Genomic DNA, 21,789 nt, shown 5'->3' with positions numbered 1-21,789 from the left:
AAGTTGCGGGTTGTGACGCATTTTGACCCGGAAAGTCGCAATAAGGTCGCATGTAGGTCTCATGTGCGTCTCACCTTCGTCGCATATGCGTCTCACTTGAGTCTCATGTGCGTCGCACTTGCGTCGCATCTGAGTCTCATGTTGGTCGCACCTGAGTCTCATCCACGTCGCAGTCGAGTCCCAGTCAGGTCTTGATTTCGTCGCACGGACGCAACGCAGAGGCGCGGTCGATATGGCTGAGACGGGCTGAAGCATGGCAATGGAATAACAGGATGGCCGGACTGTAGGACAGAGGAGCGGAAGGTCCGCCATTCTTCCTTCATTCGTCATTCCGGCGAAAGCCGGAACCCATATCGCCTCAATATAAGCAGCTTGCCGGAGGCGTGTTGGGTCCCGGCTTTCGCCGGGATGACGAACTAAAGGCGCTAATCAACGCCGATATTCACGCCTTCACCAGCCGGTCCGGCGACTGCGCCTGCGCGACCCGTCCTGTGCGCTCCAGCTTGCCCCAGCCCACCCATGGCCCGCCGATCGCGGTAGCGACAGCGCGAATGACGACGCCGTACATGATCTGGCGGTAGATAAAGCGCTGGGCCACGAGCAGCAGCGCCGGATAGCGGGGCGCGCGCGGTTCAAGCCGGTAGGCGACCCAGCCGCAGGCGACATCCACGGCCGTAAAGGCCAGCCAGTAAAGCGCCATGCGCAGCAGGTCGCTCTGCGTCTGCGCCCAGCCATGCTGATGCACGCGGACGGCCGTGTCGATCATGCTGAGGACCAGCGCAAGGTCGATGATCGGCGAGATCATGGCGAAACCGATCTGGAACAGCCATGCCTGGGGCAATCCTACCCATGACAGGCCGGCCGGTCGGCCGTTTCGCCAGATGCCGCGATGCTTCCACAGGCACTGCAGCGTGCCATAGGCCCAGCGGAACCGCTGTTTGGACAGGGCGCGGAAGCTTTCCGGCGCTTCGGTCCAGGCGACCGCCTCCGTATCATAGGCGATGCGCCAGCCCTGACGCTGGATGGCGATGGTGAGGTCCTGATCCTCCGCCAACGTGTCGAGCGGATAGCCGCCGACATCATCCAGCGCGGCCCTGCGCCATGCGCCCACCGCGCCGGGGACGACCGTGATCGCGTCGAACCGGGCAAGCGCACGGCGTTCCAGATTTTGGGCCGTTACATATTCCACCGCCTGCCAGCGGGTGACAAGGTTGACCCGGTTGCCCACCATCGCGTTGCCCGCCACTGCGCCGATATCCGGATCGGCGAACCAGCGGGCGAGACGCGCGATCGTGAGCGGTTCGAACTGGGTGTCGGCGTCCAGCGCGACGATGATCGGCGCCCTGGCATATTGGAGCGCGGCGTTGAGCGCGGCCGCCTTGCCCCCATTTTTCAACGTGAGCAGGCCGACCCGGTCCTCGTTCGCAAAGGCGGCGGCGACGATATCGCTGGTGCCGTCCGTCGACCCGTCATCGACGACAATGACCTCCAGCGAGACGTCCCGGCTTTCCAGCACCCGGCGCACCGACGCCTCGATCACCTTTGCCTCATTGAAGGCGGGGATGAGGACGGAGACGAACAGGCCCGTATCAACCGGCGGCGGCGTGACGCGGTTGCGCTTCATCCGGCTGCCCAGCGCCAGCGCGGCCAGCATCACCGCCCGCGCCATGCCGAACAGGATGACGGCGAAGAACAGCCATTTGAGCGCGACCGAAATGGCCGCCAAGGTCAGGAATATGCCGACATCCACCCGGACGGCGAGCAGGTCCGCGCCCCTGACCGGCGGCATGACCTGAGCGGGGGTAAGCCCGGCGAGGCTGGAGACGGGGACGAACTGATAGCCCCTCGCCCGGAGCGCGGCGATGATGCGGGGGAGCGCGGCCACCGTCTGCGCCCGGTCTCCGCCGCTGTCGTGGAGCAAGATGATCTGGCCGGAGCGTTCGGCGTTGCCCGCTTCCACTTGCGCGATGGTGCGCGAAACGATGGCGTCTGCGCCGGGCCGGGTCCAGTCGCCGGGATCGACATGCAGGCCGACATTCACATAACCGGCATTCTGCGCCTCCAGCGCCGGGCCGATCTCGTCCGCAGTCGTCGGTTCGGCGTCGCCGAAATAGGGTGCGCGGAACAGGCGGACGGAACGGCCGGTATAGGCCTCTATCAAGCGCTGGGTGGAGTTCAGCTCTATCCGCGCGCCTTCAGGGGAAACCTGCGCGAGATTGGGGTGCGTGTAGCTGTGGCTGCCAATCTCGCTGCCTTGCGCAAGGATCGCGCGCAACAGGCCGGGATGCGGCATCGCATTTTCGCCGATGACGAAGAAGGTTGCGGGCACATGCGCGCGCTTCAGGATGGACAGTATCTGCGGCGTCCATACCGCGTCGGGACCGTCATCGAATGTCAGGGCGACCTGCCCCGGACGATAGCCGGTGCGGCGGATGACATAGGGCGTGGGCAGCGCGCGATATCGCTCATCTGTGACCAGGCCATGGTCGAGGCGCAGGGTGCGGTTGCCGGTGGTCGGCACATCATCGATATGCAGTATCTCGCCATTGCCCTCCACATCGACGGAATTGAGGCTGGTGAGGCGATTCATTTCGGCCGGGATGGCGCCCGTGCGATCCTTGAGCGCTGGCCAGAAACCGGGATCCTCCGACCCCAGCCGCCAGAGCGCGACGCCCCCCGCCCCCGCCTGCCGCGCGGCGCGGATCTGGTTCCAGGCGCTGGCGGCGTCCAGCATCCAGACATGGTGGGTGTGGCCGTCCTCGGCATAATCAAAGGCAGCGTTGCCGGTGGCGGCGTCGAACCGGATCGGCGCGCCGGAATCATGGGCGGTCAGCCATGCATCCTCTATCGAAACCGCATCGGCGGCGGGCTGTCCGTCCGTCCAGTCATAGCCGTAATTGCCGATAGCGACGATCGCCCTGGCGGCGGGCACTTGTTCCAGCGCGTGGCGCAAGTGGGCGACGAACCATGGCTGGGCGGCGATCGGGCCGGGGGCGTCGCCGATATAATGCTGGTCATAATCCATCAGGAACAGCCGGTCGGCGGCGCGGGCATAGGCGGACAGGTTCCAGTCCATATCGTCGACCGGGACCGTGGCGGTCACCAGCCAGCCATGCGGATGGAAACGGGCGGCCGCTTCGTTCAGGAAGGCGAGATAGTCATGCTGGGCGGAAGCGGGCAGCGCCTCAAAATCAAAGACCACGCCCCGCGCCTTCATTCCAGTCAGGACCGGAACCAGCCGGTCGAGCAGGGTTGCGCGGGCGGCGGGGGAATGGAGCAATGCGGCCATGTTCGTCCCTTCCCACGCGCCGTCGACGACATTCTGGACGACCGGCAGGATGCGGGGACGGCGCGCGCCGTGGCGGACGATGGCGTCGAACTGCGGATCGCGGGTCACGCGAAGCTGGTGAGCGGGGCCAGTGACCGACAGGAGCGAGGGCGCAACCCAATCGAGCGCGCCGACATGACGGCGCAGCGAGGAGCGGCTTGCGTCATCCCAGGGGACATAGAAGCCGACGCTGACCGGATGGACCGGATGGGCGGACAATGCGGGAAGCCAGTTGCGCAGCGTCTGCCCCGCCGAATGAGCGCGCTTGCGCAGGGCGTGGCCGATGCTTCCCACTTGCTGCGCCAGCGGCTCCGGGTGCGGGCGCTCCATATCTAGGGCGAGCGCCGCGGGTGTCGGCACGTCAAGGATCGTGATGGCGAAGGCAGTTGCGGCGGCGAGGATCAGCAGGATCAGCGCGAACACCAGCGGCAGGGTCAGCCGCTTGCGGCGGCCGCTCTCGTCATAGAATACCGGACGGTGCATCCCTGATCCCAGAAGGCAAAGATGGCGGCCGCCGAGAGGAGCCGGCGACCGCCACCTGGGTCTGCCGGTCGAAGGAGCATAAGATCGGCGAGAACCGTCCTAGCGCAGCGCGGCCAGCCAGGTGCTGACCGCAGCATTACAAAATCGTCATGTGGGGATGAGCATCAGCCGCACCGTCAGCCAGGCGGGCACCGCTGCCAGGCAGAGGAAGGTACCGAGCGGGATGCGCGTGGTCATACTTACCGACCTGTGCATGACCGCCGAGACGGCGACGGTCAGCAGGGCGAGAATGCTGGCGATGAGCAGCAGGAACGGCAGGCTTTGCCAGCCGAACCAGGCTCCAAGCGCCCCCAGCAGCTTGGCGTCGCCCAGCCCCAGCCCCTCCCGGCCCCGCAGGCGGCGATAGGCAAGCGAGATGGCCAGCAGGCTGAGATAGCCCGCCGCCGCGCCGATGATCCGGCCTGGCAGCGATACATCCGTCACCCATTGGCCGAGCGTCAGGCCGAGGAAGGCGAGCGGGAGCGTCAATTTGTCCGGCAGCCAGAAATGCCGCCAGTCGAGAATGGCGAGCGGAATAAGGAAAAAGGCGAGAATGAGGGAGCCAAGCCCCGCTATGTTTGGCATCAGGGCGAGAAGAATGGCGCCCGCAGCCGCGCAGGCGAGTTCGACCCGCCAGTGAAGCGGATCGATACGCGCGCCGCATGACCGGCATTTCCCCCGCTGGACAAGGATGCTGAGAAGCGGGAACAGCTCCACGGGATCGAGCGTCTTGCCGCAACCGTCGCAGGCCGAGCGGCCGCCGAGCGCCGAGCGGCCCTGCGGCCAGCGCAGTATGCATGTCGCGATAAAACTGCCGACAATCGCCCCCAGCACGCCGCCCGATAAGGACCAGATGGGCAGCGGCAAGGCGAGAGGCGTCACAATATGCCTTCGACCTTGATCACGGAAGCGTCGCCCGATTGCGCGAACCCCTGATTGCCGAGAGCCTGCTGAAGCGCGGGATCAGCCGTCGTCACCCGCATTTCGGCGGCATAGCGGCCATCGGGCGAGATGCGCAGGGTGATCTTTTCCATGCCGGACTGGCTGACGAGCGGGAGGAGCAGAGCCGGCCCCTCGCACCGGGCCGCGCCGCTCAAACCCTGCGACAGATTGAGGCCGGGAATCTGCGTCGATAGATGGGCGCGAACCTGCCCCTCCGCCGCGCCGCAAAGGCCGCCGGAAAAGCGCACGGACACGTCGCTGAGATCGGCCGAGGCGATCGGCAGGGGCGCGGCGGCCGCGCCCAGCGGCAGCATGCCGGTGGCGTCGTCTATGCCAATCCGGCCAAAACCCGCCGTCAACGCGCCCTCTATATCGTCCGCCTGCCCATTTTTCCGGCTGACGCCTATGCGGGCGCGGCCGATGAGCAACGAAAGCGGGGACAGACCGGCATCCACGGTGCCGAGCGACACATCGCTGAGGCTGAGCTTGCCAATGCGGCCCCACCAGATGCTTCCCGTCACCGAGCGGGCGGCAAGGCCGTAGCGGTCCATGCCGAAAATGCCGAAAGCCAGGCGCATCGGGAACAGGGCGACCAGCGCGATCAGGAATATCGCGAGCAGGCCGAGACGGGCGCGGCGCGAAAGCGCAAGCCCCATCATTGTCCCGCCGCCTTCAGCACCGCCTGCATGGAGACTGCGCCCGCAGTCCCCGAAGGCTGGGCGGAGAAGGTCTCCACCACAACGCCCTGCGCCTCAAGGCTCGAAAGCCATGTGAACAGCGCCTTTGGCCTGATCGACGCGATCGCGATATCGACGCGGCCCGGCCCCTGTTCCTGAGTGCGCTCAAGGGTGAAGCCGCCCTCACCCGCGCTCTGGCTGACAAGTTGGGCAATCGGCGCAGCGGGACGAGCGGCCGCGCCGCGCGGCAGGGCTTTCAGCGAGGCGACCTTGACGCGGACGGCGGCATTGCGGTCCAGCGCCGCGCCATGCCGCTCTATCGCGCTTTTCAGGCCGGACTCGACGGGGCGGGCAATGCCGAGCCAGAGGATGACGATCGCAAGCAGCACGGCCATGATGCCGACCAGCACTTGTTCGCGCTTGCTGAGTTCCTTGTACCAGGCGGCGAGATTCGCGATCATGGCTTCACCGTAATGTCTGCGAGCACGCGGCCGTCAGTGCCCTGTGAGGATGTTGCCGTGATCGTGAAGCCAGCATCCTGCAGGGCGAGCAGCACAACATTGATGTCAGCCGCCTGCGCGCTGGCGAGCGTGGCCGTCAACATGCCATCCGCGCTTCGGCCAAGCTTGGTCAGGCTGACATTCTCCGTCCGCTGCATGGCGGTGAACAGGCCCGCCACCGGCCCGGAGAAAGTGTAGGCGCCCGCCCCCCGATCGGCCAGGCGGGCGTCGAGATCAGGCTCCAGCCGTTCCGGGTCCGTGACGCCGGGGAGGACGGTAGAGGCGAGGGCGATACTATCCCGGTCAAGGCTGCTGGCGGCGGCGTTATACCGAATGATCGCGATCAGGGAGAGAAGCAGGCTGACCAGCGCGATAAAGCCGATCCAGATGGCGATGCGGGTCAGTTGTTGCCGGTCAAGCGGACGGCGGGCGCGCTTGGCGAAATCCCCCTGACGCATGTTGAGCGCCGGATCGGCGAGCATGGCGATGGCAGCGCGACTGACCGTTTCGGGCGAAAGAACCGCCACCGGCGCATCGGCCACAAGCAGTTCCGCCATCGGTTCGTCGGCGGGGAGCGCAGCCTCCCTGCCCCGCAGCAGGCTGGTCCCGCCCACCGTGCCCATGACATAGCCCTCATCAGGCTCCGGCAGGATCAAGCCAGCCGGCACCACGAAATCGGGGTCCAGGCCGTTATGCTGCGCCCAGAGCAGCCAATGCTGCATGTCGGCGCGCGCGGCGACCGCCACGATATGCGGCCGTGCGGGATCGTCATTCTCATTGGCGGCGGCGATCAGGGTTTCCGGCGGGTCGATACTGTCCGACAGGGCGGCCAGGCGCGCCGCTGCCCTGCCCTGCCGCGCGGGCATGCCGTCATTGGATATCCAATGGAGCGTGGTGAGTCCGGCCGGCGGCACCAGCATGACGCTGCACCCGTCCGGCAGGCTGGAAAGACCGCAGGCGTCAAGCCAGTGGGTGCCGGAACCGCCCTGCACCACGGTTCCGTCAATGACGCGCATCCATAGCGGCTGACCCTCGGCCGTTTCCGGCAGGGTAACGATAAGGCCCTCACGCGCGGTCATGCGCCCTCACCCCACTCGCGGCTGACAAGCCGGGCCGGCTTCTGCGGCTGCGCGTCTATCAGCGCGGTCTCGTTCAATTCCGTGCCCCCAAGGTCCACCAAGATTTCTACCCGGAAAAAGCGGGTCACAAGTTTCGTCTGCGCCTGCACATCGCCCATCGGCGTAAGTTTCTGAAGCGCGGGAAGCGCCCAGAAGGCAACGGTGCTGCCATAGCCATCGGCAGGGCGGCGCGCCAGCATTTGCCGCGCCTGATCGACAGTCAACTGACCAGGCAGCAGCATAGCGAACAACGGCGCCTGGGCAGGCAGCAGCGTATTGACATTGATAGGCGACAGATCGGCCGTCGGCAGCGCACAGATCCAGGGGCGCAATGTCTGATAAATGGCCGGAGTAACGCCATTTACCGCCCGCAGTTCGCTGGCCGACGCCATGAAGCGATTGGCCGTACGATAGGGCGTGGGGGCGCGGGCATAGGTTTCATCCTCCGCCCCGCCCGGCTGCGGCACCGTATCGGTATCGATCCAGTCAGCGAGCGACGCCGCCACTGTCTGCGCCTGCCGGTCATCAATGCCGAGAAGCCGCATCAGCGCCTGAAACTGGGTCACGCCGGTCGGGCGCACCTTCAGATTCTCCTCCCCCTCGCCTTCGTTGGCCGCGACGACGCTGTTGAGGTTGAAGCAGTTACCGCCATCCGTGACTCGCGCCGTCGCGGAGCCGGCGGGGACAGGCAGCGGCTGCGGCGCGCCGAGCCACCCGCCCTGCAGCGTGACCTTGCCCGGTTGCGCGGCGACAAGATCGCCGATACGCAGGCGCGCGACATTCTCCGCAGCTTCGGCAAAGGCGCGCGCCTGATCCAAGGCGCCCGCATTGGCGGTGAGGCGCGTCGCGATGGTCAGGCGCTCAAGCGCTGTCGCGGCGACTATGGCCATCACCGCCACCAGCAGCAGCACAGTGAGCAGGGCCATGCCCGACTCGCCGGAGGCAGAGTCTTTCTGCGGCCGGTCAGCCATTGGCGGGAGCCTCCGCCTCATCCTGTTTTTCGACAGGACCGGGACCGACCAGAAATTTGAGCGTGAGCGACGGCGCACCGGCGCGGGGCAGCACAAGCTCCACCGCGCGTGGCAGCAGGTCCGGCTGGGTCGACGCCCAGTTTTCTCGCCAGTCGCCGCGCGCGTCCCGAAAGCGCAGTACCGCGCCATCAACCCCTTCCAGAAGCGTTGCGGGTTGCGCGCCTTGCGCGCCGTCGACCAGCGGATAGGTCCGCCGCTCCAGACGCCCCTGCCGCACCCAATATTCAACCTTCTGCAGAGTCGGGCGCGGCGACTCGTCCATATTGGTCCATCCGGCCCGGACGAACTGCATGACCGGGGCATTCTCCCCTTGAGGTTGCGCGAAGAAGGCCGGGGCGAGCAGGCCATTTTCAGTGCGGCTGATACGCGGAACCGCCTGGGCGAGATCGGCGGTCAGCGCGCCATTGGCGCGCTGAATCGCCGCCATTCCATCGAGGTGGCCCCGAATGGCGCCCTGCGCCGATACGCTGTTGCCGAGCAGAAGCACGCCCGCCGCAGCAAGCATGGCGAAGATCACCAGCGCGACCAGAAGCTCGATCAGCGTGAAGCCGCGTTCATTCGTCCCTGGACTCCTGCTTTCGCAGGAGAACAGATGGCGTGTGCGGTCCATGCCCATCATTGTGTGGCCCGCATGAAGGTGAGCGCGGCGGGCGACTGTCCGAAACCGCCATTGACGACAAGGTCGACGCGCAGCAGGCGGGGATCGTCGGTCGCCGTCGCGACCCGAGTCCAGCGCCAGCGATGGCCGCCATTATCGACCTCGCCCTGTTCTTCGCCAGTGCTGGGTGGCGTCGGATCGCCCTGAATATCGACCATCAGATTATGGGCGACGATCTGGCCCATAACCTTGCTGTCGAGATCAGCGGCGGTGCGGACCGTCACGCTCTGCAGCCGGATAAGCGCAAGCGCGGCGAGCGAGAAAACGGCGAGCGCGACCAGCATTTCAAGGAGGGTGAACCCTTGCTCGGACCGCCTGTCAGCCACCGACCATCACCTTTCCGGCCATGTCGACGCTGACCGAAGCGCGCTCCCCCTCGCGCACCAGGCGGATGACGAGCGGCTCGCTGGGCAGGCCGGTGCTGTCGAAGCTGATCTGGGCGCGGCCGCTTTCCCCCACCAGCGCGCCCGTGCCCTGCCGCCATTGCGTGGTGGCGAAGGGGCGATCCTCCAGCGGCATCCACCGGCCAGCGCCCCTCTGTTCAAAGCCATAGCCGGAGGCTGAAATCCACACACCCATAGGCCGCGCCTGAATGACGGCATTGTCGCGCGCGGCGGACACGCGGGCGGCGAATTTCTCCGCATCCTCGATCACCCGTCCGCGCGGATCGGGCATGGCGAGGACGACGGCGGCCGACACGAAGCCGATGATCGCCACCACGACCATCAGTTCCAGCAGGGTGAAGCCGCGTTCGGTGGCGCGTGAGGGCCACGGACTGTCAGCCTCATGAGCCGTGCGACCTTTACCAACGGAGGTCTGGTCAATCCGGAGCGGATGGTTCCTAGATATCGCTGGAATAGATATCGGCATTTTCCTGGTCCCCGCCCGGCTGGCCATCGGCGCCCAGCGAGTAGATGTCGAACGCGCCCTTTCTGCCCGGAACGGCGTAATTATAGTTACGGCCCCAGGGGTCCTTCGGCAGCTTCTTGATATAACCGCCGCGACGGTAGCGCTGCGGCTGCGCCAGCGAAGGCGGCGGCGTCAGCAGGGCCTGCAGACCGTCAGTGCCGGCCGGATAGGTCAGATTGTCGAGCCGGTATTGCTCCAGCGCCTGCTCGATGGTGGAGATATCCGCCTTCGCCTTTTCCACCCGCGCCGTGTCAGTGGCGGGGATGACGTTGATGGCGACGATGGTGGCAAGGAGGCCAATGATGACGATAACGACCATCAGCTCGACCAGCGTGAAGCCGTGTTCGGCGGAACGCCTCACTGGCGTGAAGCCGTGTTCGGCGGAGCGGCGGGCGGGAATTGCGCCTTCTCCGTCACCCCTGCGGAGGCAGGGGTCCCGCTTCTCTCCCCGCACATAAAAGGCAGCGGGATGCCCGCCTTCGCGGGCATGACGGACTAGAGAGGAAAAAACAGAAAGCATCACACACCCGTAAGGCTTTGAAGCTGCAGGATCGGCAGCAGAATGGACAGGATGATGACGGCGACGATGCCGCCCATCAGGATGATGATCGCTGGCTCCAGCATGGCGAGCGCGGTCGAGGTGAAGGAATCGAACTCCCGCTCCAGATAGTCGGCTGCGCGCTCCAGCATCGTGTCGAGGCGGCCCGCCGCCTCTCCGCTGGCGGCGAGATAGACGAGCAGCGGCGGGAAGATATTCGCGCGGCGCAATGCAGCCGAGAGGCTGCCCCCCCCCCGGATCGCCTCGACGATCTGATCCGATGCGCGGCGCAAGGCGCGATTGTGGATGGTGTTGGCGGTGAGCGCGAGGCCCTCCATCAGCGGCAGGCGGCTGGCGATCATGGTGGACAGCGTACGCGCCATGCGGGCGGCATGGAGGTCGCGGATCAGACGGCCGATGATCGGCAGGCGCAGCAGGAAACTATCAAAGCGGTGGCGAATGCTCTCCACCTTCAACGCGCGCCATGCGCCGAACCCGGCAAGGCCAATGACGATCAGCAACGCCCACCACCAGCCCGCCAGGAAGGCGGAAACCGCCATGACCATGCGGGTGAGGAGCGGCAGGGTCTGGCCCACCGTGTCGAACTGCTCCACAACCTTCGGCACGACGAAAATCATCAGCGCGGCGACCACGAACACCGCGAAACCGGCAAGGACGGACGGATAGGCGATGGCGGTCATCACCTTCGACCGGATCACCGCCTGCCGCTCCATCAACTCAGCGAGACGCTCCATGATCGTGGGGAGACTACCGGAGCTTTCGCCCGCGGAGATCATGGCGCGATAGAGCGGCGGAAAGCTGCGCGGTTGGGTGCCCAGCGCCTCGGCGAGACGGCGGCCCTCCATCACTCCGGAATGCACGCTGCCGACGATGGCGCGGACATGTTCAGTCTCGCTCTGGCGACCAATGGTGCGCAGGGATTCCTCAAGCGGGCTGACCTGAATCAGCGTGGAAAGCTGGCGAGTGAAAAGCGTCAATTCCTTGGGCGAAAGCTTTTTGCCGCCAAGCGAGAAAAGCGCCCTGCCCTTTGACGCCTTTTCCTGGCCGGGATCCATCTTGACGACGAACAGGCGGCGGCTGTCGAGCTGCGCCCTGGCCGCGTCCATGCTGTCCGCCTTGACGCTACCCCGGCGTTCCCGTCCGGCAGTGTCGATGGCGAGATAGTCATAATCAGGCATCACCCAGAACCTCGTCCGGGACATCCATCGCATCGCGACGGGAAATGCGGATGGCCTCCTCCGCCGTGGTCTGCCCATCGCGGACGAGCGCGCGAGCGGCCGAGCCAAGATTGGGCGCATTGAGGAAGGCGTGGCGGGCGATAAGGGATTCGTCTCCGCCATCATTGATGAGGCGGCGGATGGTGTCGTCCACCCGGATCGCTTCGAACACGCCGATCCGGCCCTTATAGCCGGTGCCGTTGCATTCGCCGCAGCCCTTCGCCTGATAGACGATGGTGCCGGGGTCGAAGCCAAGCAGCGCGCTCGCCGACTTGTCCGCCTGATGCGGTTCGCGGCAATGCTGGCAGAGGCGGCGAACGAGGCGCTGGGCAACGACGGCGCGCAGGGTGGAAGCGAGCAGGAACGGCTCCACCTTCATGTCCCGCATGCGCGTGATCGCGCCCACCGCGTCATTGGTGTGAACGGTGGACAGCACAAGATGGCCAGTAAGCGACGCCTGCACGGCGATTTCGGAGGTTTCGCGGTCGCGGATTTCGCCTACCATCACGACATCAGGGTCCTGACGCAGAATGGCGCGCAGGCCAGCCGCGAAAGTCAGGCCGACCTTGGGATTGACCTGGGTCTGGCCGACGCCCTCAATCGCATATTCGACCGGGTCCTCGACCGTCAGGATGTTGCGGCTGCCGTCATTCAGGTTGCGCAGGCCCGCATAGAGGGTCGTGGTCTTGCCCGAACCGGTGGGACCCGTAACCAGGATGATGCCATTGGGTTCGGCCAGCGCTTCACGGAAGATGCGGTCCGCAGCGCCCGTCATGCCGAGCACGTCAAGCGAAATGCCCGCATTCTCCTTGTCCAGGATACGCAGCACAACACGCTCGCCCGCGCGACTGGGGAGCGTGGACACGCGCACGTCAAGCAGCTTGCCGCCAAGCGTCAGGCCGATGCGGCCATCCTGCGGCACGCGCCGCTCGGCAATGTCCAGGCGGGCCATGACCTTGATGCGGCTGACGACGACGGGGGCGACGTGCGGCGGCATGCGCAGCGTCTCGCGCAGCACGCCGTCGATGCGCATGCGCACGACAAGGCCAGTCTCATAGGGTTCGATATGGATGTCCGACACACCCTGCCGCGCGGCCTCCGCAATGATGCCGTTGATCAGGCGGATGGCGGGCGCGTCGTCGGCGCTGTCGAGCAGATCGTCGGCCGTCGGCAGGTCGCTCGCCAGCATGTCCAGCTCATCCGCGCCCACCGCCAGCGTACCGGCGACCGCCGCCGCGCTGCCATCCATCGCATAATGATCCGACAGATGCCGGTCGAACTGCGCTGCATCGACAAATTCGATGTCGAAGCTTTGCGCGAGATGACGGCGCACCTCCAGCAGCACGCGTGGATCGCCCCCCTCCCGCATGGCGACGGCGAGACGGCCGGTATCCGTACCGTTCATCAGGACCACGCCGAATTTCCGGGCGAATGCATAGGGGATGTCGATCAACCGGGGGGCGATATGCGGCGTGATCGCAAAGCCGCTCTCTTGCTCGTTTGGAGCCTCAGGCTTGATTTCGGAGCCCTTTTTCATGATTGGCCACCATTAATTGGAGGCGCACTTATAAAACCATTCGGGCTGAGCGTGTCGAAGCCCTGCACTTCTTTGCCAGAACAGGTCTCAAAGAAAGGACAGCCCTTCGACCGGCTCAGGGCGAACGGATGTGGGGAGCCGTCTGCCATCCTCATTTCGGTTTCTCGCTGGGCGGAACATCGACCGGGCGGACGACTGTGGAGGATTGGCGTGACTGCGGCGTGATGACCTGTCCCTGGGCTGGGGCAGCGCTAGCGGCTGGAGCCGCAGGCGGCGGAGCGGCTGCGCCCGGAGGAGACACCGGCGGTTCCACGCCCATATAGTCGCGCAACAGTTCGTCGATCGTCGGCTCCCGGTCCGGGCTGCGCAGCAATTGCTGGTTCTGGATATAGCCGTAACGCTGAGCAGTGAGCGCGCGGGCGTCCTCCCGGCTGCGCAATATGGTCGGGCGGATAAAGACCATCAGGTTGGTCTTGCTGCGGCTGCGGCTGCGCGATTTGAACAGTTCGCCGATGCCGGGAATATCGCTCAGGAGCGGAATGCGCTCGATCGTCTTGCGCTCATTATCGTCGAGCAGGCCGCCAAGGGCGATGATCTCGCCATCGTCGACGGTGACGGTGGTCTCAATCTCGCGCTTGTTGATGATCAGGTCATTGCTGTTGTTCGATACGGGGCCGGCGATGCTGGAAACCTCCTGCCGCAGGAACAGCTTGATCGCACCGCCCGTGTTGATCTGCGGCTTCACGTCGAGCTGGATGCCGACATTCTGGCGCTGAACGGTGCGGAACTGATTGTCGAAATTCTGGCTGAGCGCCTCGCCGGTAGTGACCGGAACCTCCTGCCCGACAAGGATCGACGCCTTTTGATTATCCAGCGTCATGACGGACGGGGTGGACAGAAGGTTGGAGCCGGTGTCCGACTTCACGGCATTGATGATCGCGCCGAAAATGCCGTTCTTGCCGATTTGTCCGCCAAGCCCCGCGATGCCCCCAGTCGCGGAGGTAAGCGAGTTGAAGGCCGCCTCCTGCAGATTGGTGGCGAGGTCGCCGCTTTGCGGAACGGTGGTAGTGGTCGTGGTGCCGTCCGCCGCAACGACCGTCGTCGTCTGATTGCCGAGCTTTGTAGCGCCATAGGCCCCGGCCAGCGTCAGCAGGTTCGGCGTGGCGTTGGAATAGTTGGTTGCGGCAAAGCCTGTCTTGGTGCTGCCGATCAGGAACTGGACGCCCAGATTCTTGGCGGCGACATCGCCGATCTCGACGATGATCGCCTCGACCAGCACCTGCTCGCGGCGCGTGTCGATCTGACGGATGGTTTCGCCCAGCATCCGCTGCACATCACTGTTGGCGGCGACAATGATGGCGTTCGCGCCTTCATAGCGCGTGACGATCGCCGGCCCGCGCGTGGCGATGCCGCCGCCTGAGCCGCCCGTGGCGGCGGGAGCAGCCGAGGGCGCCGCTGACGGCGCGGGAACAGGACTAGCGTTGCCCGCAGAACTGCCGCCCATGCCGCGCGCCGCGGATGACGATGATGTGATGAAGGAGGACGCGTCAGAGGAGCTGACGCCGGACACCGTAGGTGTCTGGCCGACAAGCTGCTGGAGAACCGGGAGCAGTTTCTCCGCATCGGCATGTTCAAGCCAATAGACCCGGATTTCCGTGCCGCTTGCCGCCTGCTTGTCCAGATCGCGGGCGATGTTCGATAGCCGCGCCACAGTGCCTGCGTCGCCGCGAATGGCGACGCTGTTGCTGCTGTCGATGGGAACCACGGTTGCGGCTGCGGCAGAACTGCCCGCTTCGCCCGCGCCGCCGCCGACCAGCGCCTGCAGAGACTGCGCGATTTCTCGCGCGCCTGCGTTGCGCAGGGTAACAATCTGCGTGGAGGAGGAGTCCCGGTCAACCCGCGCGATCACCTGACGGATGCGGGCGATATTGTCGGCATAGTCAGCGACGACAATGCTGTTGCCAGCCCGGTTGGCGGTGACGGAGCCGTCTTTACTGACCAGCGGACGCAGCGTTTCAAGAGCAGAGGCGGCGTCAATGGACCGCAGGCGGAAAACCTCCGTCACGAACTGGTTGCGCGTCGCGCCCGCGCCGACCGCGCTGGGCTGGCCCGCCGCGCCATCGGCTGGCTGAATGCGATAGGCTCCGCCCGGCGCGGGCACGGCGATCAGGCCGTTGGCGCGCAGGGTGGACAGCACGATCTCAAAATATTCCGATTTGCTGAGCGGGCGGTCGGTGACGACCGACACCTTCCCCTGCACCCGGTTGTCGATGATGAAGGTGCGGCCGGTAACGCGCGCCGCATCCTGAATGAAGGCGCGAATATCGGCGTCACGCACGTTCAACGTCTGCTGCGCGAAGGCAGGCGCAGGCAGGAACGGCGTCGAGAGGATGAGAGCGACGGCAGCGCCGGCGTGAAGAAGGGTTCTGCTTTTCATTGGCCTTGCAGGATGAGAGCGATGGGCACGACGGCGGCGCCGCGCTCAACGGAAAGGGAAATACGCGCGCCGGGAGCAAGCTGCGACTGGAGCGCCTGCACGTCGGCGGCCGAAGAAATGGGCCGGCCATTGACCTGCGCAATGATGTCGCCAGGCTGGAACCCTGCCGACTGGAAAGCCGGCCCCTTGGGCGAAAGCACAAGCCCGGTGACCTTGCCATTCTGAAGCCGGGGGGCGAACCCGATATCCGACTTGATCGATGCGACGTTGGGGGAACGGCGTGCGCCCTCCGCAGCGGCAGGCTCTCCACCGCCCGGCGTAATGGGCGGAACGGCCGATTCCGGGGCAGCGGCACCCGAACTCTCCGGGTCGGCAACCGGCGCGGCGACCGACTGGTCCAGGAAGATATTCTCCACCGCCCCGCCCCGGTCGATCACCACATGGTCGAAAGCCACATCCTTCAGGATGACGCCCGGCATGATCTCATCGCCGACAGCGAAGCTGTTCTGTACGCCATCGGGCGTCGCGATGATGGCCGAACCGATGCCCGACCCCTCATTGACGCGCGTGCCGTACAGCGTGAGGGCAAGCGAGGTCACAACCGAGCCGGGCTGCGCGCCGTCCGCCGTGCGGTAAAAGGGATCGAACGCCGCAAAAAGCGCCTGACGGGCCGCCGGAGCCGGAATCGCCGCCTGACGCCCTCGCCAGTCGCCGAAACTGCCCACTGGCGTCACAACCGCCCAGACCAGCCGCGCGAGCTGTATCGCCAGGAGCGCCAGGAGCAGCAGTTCGACAAGCGACAGCCAGCGGCCGGACGCAATCGTCCTGCTTCCCCGGCCACGCAGCGTGTCGAATGTCGGCATGGGCATTGAAATAAAATGTCCCGGTTGATCGGCCCTCCCAGGGCGCGTTCGCATGACGGGGCCTAGGCACGCCTTCTTACGCTTGCATGACCAATTTGTGACGAAAATATTACGTCATGCAAGTGTCGCTTTACCATGTTTGCATAACGGCCGGTCGGCGTTAGGCGTCTTTCATCATGGAAACAGTCATTCCCATTGCAACTGACGCCGACCCCGTTCGCCTTTCCGGGCATGGGCGTGTGCAGCGATTCCCCAACCGCGACCTGACCCTGTTTATCCAGCGCGATTTTCTGGACGCTGATGAATGCATGGGGCTGATCGAACGGATCGATGCGAACCGCCGTCCCTCGACAATCGCGGATTCCAACGGCGACCATTATTTCCGCACCAGCGAGACATGCGACCTCAGCATTGACGATCCGTTTGTCGCGGCGATCGACGCGAAGATCGCCGCCTATGCCGGGATCGCTCCCTCACATGGCGAACCGATCCAGGGACAGCGCTACGCCCCCGGACAGGAGTTCAAGGCGCATACCGACTATTTCGATCCCAAGGGCGAGGATTTCGCGCGCTTCTGTTCGGTCGCTGGCAACCGGACATGGACCTTCATGATCTATCTGAATGAACCCGGCGCTGGCGGCGCAACCCGTTTCACCAAGGTAAACAAGATCATCCAGCCGGAGCCGGGCAAGCTGCTGGCGTGGAACAATCGCCTGCCGACCGGCGAACCCAACCCGGCCTCCATCCATCACGGCATGAAGGTGCGGGCGGGCGCCAAATATATCATCACGAAATGGTTCCGGGAGCGGCCCTGGGGCTGAGCAGCGCCACGCCGTCATCCCGGCCTGCGCCGGGGTGACGGCAGGGTTCGTCAGAAGTTGACGGACAGCGACGCGGCGTAGGACGTGCCGATGTCATACAGGTTATAATAGACCCGGTTGTCACCAAGGCTCTGGAATTCCTTATATTTCCGGCCAGTGATGTTGCGCGCCTCAACCTTCAGTTCGGCATTCACGCCGCCCAGAACGATGCCCTGACGCGCCACGAAGTCCAGGCTGAGACCGGGCTGTTCGATAATGTCCGGCTGCAGGTTGGGACCACGGCTGGTGACGCGCTTGCTGGCATAGGTCAGAAGCAGGGTCTGCTGCGACAGGCGATCCGTATCCTCCAGGCCGATCTGCAGATTGACCAGGTGATCGGACTGGCCCGTCATCGGACGGCCATCGATGAAATAGTCCGACGCCAGAGGAGGCGCCGAGCCGTTGGCGGGATCGAAGGTATAAGGGATCGTCGTATCCGTATCCCCAACCTTAATCTTCGACTGGGTGTAGGTATAGTTCGCGATCAGCACTGCGCGGCGGCTGGCGAAGAAACCGCTGCTCGACCAGTCGGAAAGATCGAAATATTTCTGTGTTTCGATTTCCGCGCCGTACAGCGTCGCCTTCGGCGCGTTGGCGAAGCTGGTCACGACGTCATAACGGTCGTTGATCGTGGTATAGGCTTCGATCGGGTTCTTGATGCTCTTGTAGAAGCCGGCGATCGACACCCGCTGATCACGCGCGAAATACCATTCGTAGCGCGCGTCCGCATTCCACAAGGTGCTGTCGAGCAGATAGGGGTTGCCGCGGAAGGCGCGGCTGGATTCCGTGTCGATATAGATCTGGGCGATTTGCTCACGGAACTGCGGACGGGCGATCGTCTTGGACCCGCTGAAGCGTAGCTGCATATTCTCCTGGAACTCCCAGGTCAGCGTCGCCGCAGGCAGCCAATATTCCTTGCTGATCGTGTTGGATGGCACCGTGCCGGTCAGATAGATGTCACGGCCCGTGACCTCCTGACGGCCGGATTCAAAGCGGACGCCGCCGTTCAGCGCGATTTCCGGCGTGATCTGCGCCTGAAGCTGGCCGTAGGCGCCATGCACCCGAAGCTTCGCTTCGTAGATCGGATAATTGTCCGAGAAGTCGAGCAGACGGAGGCCGAAATACTGGATCGTATAGTCCGACGTCAGATAATCAGGACGCTGCTGCTGCACCGGGATCGGCAGATTGGTCGCGTCATAGTGCAGTTCGTAGCGCGAGGAGGTGCGCTCAGTATTCTGATAGGCGTAGCCGACCGTCGCCTTGATGTCCGGGGTCAGTTCGTAGGTAAGGTCTGCGCCGCCATACATCAGGTCTTCATTCAGATCGCTGAACGTGACCGAGGCGTCGCCGCGCTGACGGTCCAGGCGGTTGATGAACCGGTTGCCCACCGGATCGATCGCCAGGTCCTGATTGGAGCGGACATATTCGAACTCGCGCTCATAGGGCGCTTCACGCTGCGAATTCGCATAGCTGGCGCGGACGTTGAACGAGAGCGGATCGGACAGCTTGAACTCGCCAGTGAACTGCAGGTCGAGAAGCTGGCGCTCATACCAGGCAGTGTTCTGCTGCATATAGTCGGCGCCGATGAGGCCGCCGTCATTCTGGCCCACGGCGAGCTGGCCGCGCTTCAACGTGTCGCGAATGTAAAGCGCGGTCCAGCGCGCCTTTGCGACATCCGATTCCAGACCAACGCCGACCAGGCCGTTCACCGTGATCTCATTGTCGGTGGTAACCTGCTCGAACGATTTGCCGGCCGGTTGCGTCAGGTCGATCGACGCCTGCTGCAGAGCGTCGCGCGTCCGCCACTTATTGCTGATCGACGCCGTGGCGATGACGCCCAGGGTCGAGCCGCCCATGTCAAAGGCGGTGCCGCCATTCAGGCTCGCCGACCAGTTGACGGGAATATTGTTGTTCTTCTGCAGCAAGGTGGTGCGCGCATTCTTGAACTGCATCGCAATGGCCTGCTGCTCCGTCAGGGACAGGTCCGAAAGGCGGACGCGATCGTCGAATACCGACTGAAGCAGCGGCGGCACGTCGCGCGAACCGCTGTCAAAGCCGGTCCAGTCGGAGCCGCTGCCGAAATAGGTGTAGCCAAGCTTGCCGGTCGTCTCGCTGTTGCCGGATACGCCGCCGCTGATTTCCAGATAGCTTTCCGCCGGGATCGCCTTGGTCGTGAGGTTGATCACGCCGCCGCCAAATTCGCCGGGGAAGTTGGGCGAGAAGCTTTTCTGGACCAGGGTCGATGCGATGACACTGGTCGGGAAGATATCGAGGGGAACAACGCGCTTCAGCGGTTCGGGGCTGGGCAGAGGCGCTCCGTTGAGCAGCGCCAGCGAATAGCGATCGCCAAGACCACGGACATAGACATAGCCGCCGCCAACAACGCTGAGGCCGGTAACGCGCTGGAGCGAGCCGGCGATATCGCCTTCGCCCGTACGCTTGATGTCGGCTGCGGACAGAACGCTGACCACTTGGGGAGCGGCGCGCTCAATATTGGCGCCGCGACGGCCGACCACAACGATGTCCGCGCCCGGAATGGACACGTCGACATTGCCGGACTGGTCTGCAGCCTCCTCCGCCGCCGTCGGCATGCCGGGGTTGGCAGCGCCGGTGTTGGTCGTGCCGGTCGCCGCGCCATCGGCGGGCGCAGAGACGTCCGACTGGGCGAGAGCCGCAGGAGCGACCAGCGCAGATGAGAGCAGAAGCAGGCTCGCCAGAGTCAGCGACTTCGACATGGAATTTCCCCCAGAGAGGTTAATAAAAATGGGGGCGGAGCGCCGGTCGTTGCCGCGCGCCCCGCCCTGTCAAACAAGAGTTCAGGTGGTCGGGATGGCCGTGCAGTTGCCGTTGCTGGTCCCGAAGGTCGCGGTGGCCGAGTTGCAGGTCCAGCCGGCATACCAGGTGTCCGTCGCATCCTTCACCGCACCAACATAGTTGGTGGTGTCGAAGTTCGTGTCGATCGTCTTCGGATCGGTCGCGACTACGGCGGTTTCGGTTGCGCCATTGATGAACAGGCTGGTCAGCGACGGCGTGTAGGCGAAGCTGCTGTTCGCGCCGGCGGCGAAGATGGCCTGCACTTCAGCATTGGTGACGCCGCGGGTTCCGAGGAACGGCGTGCTGGAGCACTGCATCACGACCGAGCGATAGCTGGGCGGGCCTGCATCCTGCAGCGCGCCGTCGGCAGCGCGGCTCGTGGCGGTGCTGGCGAGGTTGATGCAGGGATAGTTGGGGCTGACCACGATGCCGTTGACCATCGTCAGGTCGGCGCCGCCGCGGATCATCATGCTGGCAAGGTCGGCACCGGTGGTCGACCGCTGGATATGCGTGAAGTTGGCCACCTTCAGATACTGGCGAGGCAGTGCGTCTTCACCGGCGTTGGTGTTCACGGTCGAACCGTTCGAGTCGGTTTCGGTGAAGGTGTCGCCGATGTTGTTATTGGCGCGCTGAACCGAGATCACATATTGGGCGGTGCCGCGATAGCCGACGTCGCTGTCGAGCTGATCGTCTTCATTGCCGGTCAGGACCAGATATTTCAGGTGGGCGCTGCCGCCGAAGATTTCGATGCCGTCGTCCGAGCTGTTGTGGATCTGGATATGGTCGAGCCGGGTGCCGGTGCCGACGCCGCTGGGGGTCAGGCCCTGAAGCTCCGAATTGTTGGCAAGCACGAAGCCGGAATAGCGGATCTGCACATAGCTCATGCGGCCGCTGTCGTCCGCGTCGTTGGCGCCGCCGTACAGGGCGTTGCTGGTGCCCTCGGTATCGCGTTCGCACGCCGTGGTGCCGGGCGCAGCCGCAGGCGCGAGACAGTCAGTGATGCGGGCGCGGCCGAGCAGCACGACGCCGCCCCACTGACCGGAGGACTGATCATTGTTCTGACCGCGGACATTGTCGCGGCTGGTGAAGATGATCGGCTGCGATGCGGTGCCGACGGCATTGATCTTGTTGCCGCGGTTGACGGCAAGATAGGAAGCGCCCGTGCCGCCGAAGATCACGACGCCGGGATCGATGGTCAGGGTCACGACGCTGCTGGTGCTTGCAGCGCCCTGGTCCGTGCCGACATCAACGCGGCCGCCGAGCGAATAGACAACGCCTGCAACCTTGGCCAGCGCGGTCGACGCCGTGAAGCGCGCCGGGAGCTGGCAGTTGAGCCAGGTGTTGGTGCCGTCTGTGATCGTGCTGAGGTTGGTGAGCTGGTCAGGACCGGCGATGGTCGGGCAGGCCGAAGCAGGAGTCACTGCCGCGCCAGGGGTCGGCGTGGGGGTCGGGGTCGGGGTGGGGGTCGGCGTGGGTGCGGGAATGACGACAGTGCCTTCCCCTGGCGATGCCACGTCGTCAGCGCCGCATGCGGCGAGCGCCGCACAGCCGCAGCTTGCGAGCAACATCTTGGAAATGCGCGAAATCTTAGCCATATCTTCTCCGCTCCGGCAACGCCGGGTTGTGAACAGTGATCGGAGCAAGAGAGGCGAATCGTCGCTGCCCCCCGTTTCCCCTGGGACGGGCCACTAGAGGCGGGGCATGACAATCAGATTGTGTTTGTGCGTCTTTGGAATGACAGAAAAATTACTGTTTTATGTCATTGATGACGAACGTGTGACACAGACGGATAGGCATCGAGAAAGACACGAAAAAGG

At 64.7% G+C, this 21,789-nt stretch carries 17 protein-coding genes; 1 reads left to right on the top strand and 16 read right to left on the bottom strand.

Features of this window, described 5'->3' with window-relative positions; genetic code table 11:
• Positions 1–442: 442 nt before the first annotated feature.
• The 14 genes from BHQ40_RS01050 to BHQ40_RS00985 all read right to left on the bottom strand — a co-directional run bounded on the left by BHQ40_RS01050 (position 443) and on the right by BHQ40_RS00985 (position 16,304).
• Positions 443–3,811, bottom strand: coding sequence for a trifunctional glycoside hydrolase family 18/polysaccharide deacetylase/glycosyltransferase family 2 protein (locus BHQ40_RS01050; protein WP_070151226.1), 3,369 nt, complete (start codon positions 3,809–3,811; stop codon positions 443–445).
• A gap of 147 nt (positions 3,812–3,958) precedes the next feature.
• Entirely contained in the window at positions 3,959–4,732 is a 774-nt protein-coding gene (locus tag BHQ40_RS01045) for a prepilin peptidase (protein WP_083276603.1), read from the bottom strand.
• Entirely contained in the window at positions 4,729–5,451 is a 723-nt protein-coding gene (gene gspN, locus BHQ40_RS01040; RefSeq protein ID WP_070151224.1) for a type II secretion system protein N, read from the bottom strand. Before gspN ends, BHQ40_RS01045 begins: the two co-directional genes overlap by 4 nt.
• On the bottom strand, positions 5,448–5,930 hold the full coding sequence (locus BHQ40_RS01035; protein WP_070151222.1) for a type II secretion system protein M: 483 nt from the start codon (positions 5,928–5,930) through the stop codon (positions 5,448–5,450). Before BHQ40_RS01035 ends, gspN begins: the two co-directional genes overlap by 4 nt.
• A complete protein-coding gene (gene gspL, locus BHQ40_RS01030; RefSeq protein ID WP_070151220.1) occupies positions 5,927–7,048 on the bottom strand; it encodes a type II secretion system protein GspL in 1,122 nt (373 codons plus the stop codon). Before gspL ends, BHQ40_RS01035 begins: the two co-directional genes overlap by 4 nt.
• Entirely contained in the window at positions 7,045–8,058 is a 1,014-nt protein-coding gene (gspK, locus tag BHQ40_RS01025) for a type II secretion system minor pseudopilin GspK (RefSeq protein WP_070151218.1), read from the bottom strand. The genes gspL and gspK overlap by 4 nt, the downstream gene beginning before the upstream one ends.
• A complete protein-coding gene (gene gspJ, locus BHQ40_RS01020) occupies positions 8,051–8,728 on the bottom strand; it encodes a type II secretion system minor pseudopilin GspJ (protein WP_139139126.1) in 678 nt (225 codons plus the stop codon). Before gspJ ends, gspK begins: the two co-directional genes overlap by 8 nt.
• Positions 8,729–8,733: 5 nt before the next feature.
• A complete protein-coding gene (gene gspI / locus BHQ40_RS01015; RefSeq protein ID WP_083276602.1) occupies positions 8,734–9,102 on the bottom strand; it encodes a type II secretion system minor pseudopilin GspI in 369 nt (122 codons plus the stop codon).
• On the bottom strand, positions 9,095–9,646 hold the full coding sequence (locus tag BHQ40_RS01010; protein WP_083276601.1) for a GspH/FimT family pseudopilin: 552 nt from the start codon (positions 9,644–9,646) through the stop codon (positions 9,095–9,097). The genes gspI and BHQ40_RS01010 overlap by 8 nt, the downstream gene beginning before the upstream one ends.
• A complete protein-coding gene (gspG, locus tag BHQ40_RS01005; protein ID WP_425516668.1) occupies positions 9,618–10,205 on the bottom strand; it encodes a type II secretion system major pseudopilin GspG in 588 nt (195 codons plus the stop codon). The genes BHQ40_RS01010 and gspG overlap by 29 nt, the downstream gene beginning before the upstream one ends.
• Positions 10,205–11,422 (bottom strand): type II secretion system inner membrane protein GspF, encoded by a 1,218-nt coding sequence (gspF, locus tag BHQ40_RS01000; protein ID WP_070151210.1) that lies wholly within the window; start codon positions 11,420–11,422, stop codon positions 10,205–10,207. The genes gspG and gspF overlap by 1 nt, the downstream gene beginning before the upstream one ends.
• A complete protein-coding gene (gene gspE, locus BHQ40_RS00995) occupies positions 11,415–12,998 on the bottom strand; it encodes a type II secretion system ATPase GspE (protein WP_070151208.1) in 1,584 nt (527 codons plus the stop codon). The genes gspF and gspE overlap by 8 nt, the downstream gene beginning before the upstream one ends.
• Before the next feature lie 151 nt (positions 12,999–13,149).
• Complete coding sequence (gspD, locus tag BHQ40_RS00990) at positions 13,150–15,435, bottom strand: type II secretion system secretin GspD (RefSeq protein WP_070151206.1); 2,286 nt, start codon at positions 15,433–15,435, stop codon at positions 13,150–13,152.
• Positions 15,432–16,304, bottom strand: a complete 873-nt coding sequence (locus BHQ40_RS00985; RefSeq protein WP_070151204.1) for a type II secretion system protein N — start codon at positions 16,302–16,304, stop codon at positions 15,432–15,434. The genes gspD and BHQ40_RS00985 overlap by 4 nt, the downstream gene beginning before the upstream one ends.
• 170 nt (positions 16,305–16,474) lie before the next feature.
• On the opposite strand from BHQ40_RS00985, the gene BHQ40_RS00980 reads away from it, so the two are divergent.
• On the top strand, positions 16,475–17,119 hold the full coding sequence (locus BHQ40_RS00980; protein WP_070151201.1) for a prolyl hydroxylase family protein: 645 nt from the start codon (positions 16,475–16,477) through the stop codon (positions 17,117–17,119).
• A 50-nt stretch (positions 17,120–17,169) separates the two neighbouring features.
• Here the strand turns inward: BHQ40_RS00980 and BHQ40_RS00975 are convergent, their stop codons facing one another.
• Together BHQ40_RS00975 and BHQ40_RS00970 are read right to left on the bottom strand one after the other, a co-directional pair.
• Positions 17,170–19,893 carry a TonB-dependent receptor domain-containing protein gene (locus tag BHQ40_RS00975; protein ID WP_070151199.1) on the bottom strand — a complete coding sequence of 908 codons (2,724 nt, stop codon included), beginning with the start codon at positions 19,891–19,893 and terminating at the stop codon, positions 17,170–17,172.
• Between the two features lie 81 nt (positions 19,894–19,974).
• Entirely contained in the window at positions 19,975–21,567 is a 1,593-nt protein-coding gene (locus BHQ40_RS00970; RefSeq protein WP_070151197.1) for a beta-helix domain-containing protein, read from the bottom strand.
• Positions 21,568–21,789: the final 222 nt, after the last annotated feature.

Origin of the sequence: Sphingobium phenoxybenzoativorans (assembly GCF_001757355.1) — a bacterium.
Classification (GTDB): domain Bacteria; phylum Pseudomonadota; class Alphaproteobacteria; order Sphingomonadales; family Sphingomonadaceae; genus Sphingobium; species Sphingobium phenoxybenzoativorans.
Note: the sequence above shows the minus strand (reverse complement) of the source record. Positions and strands in the feature narration are given on the sequence as shown.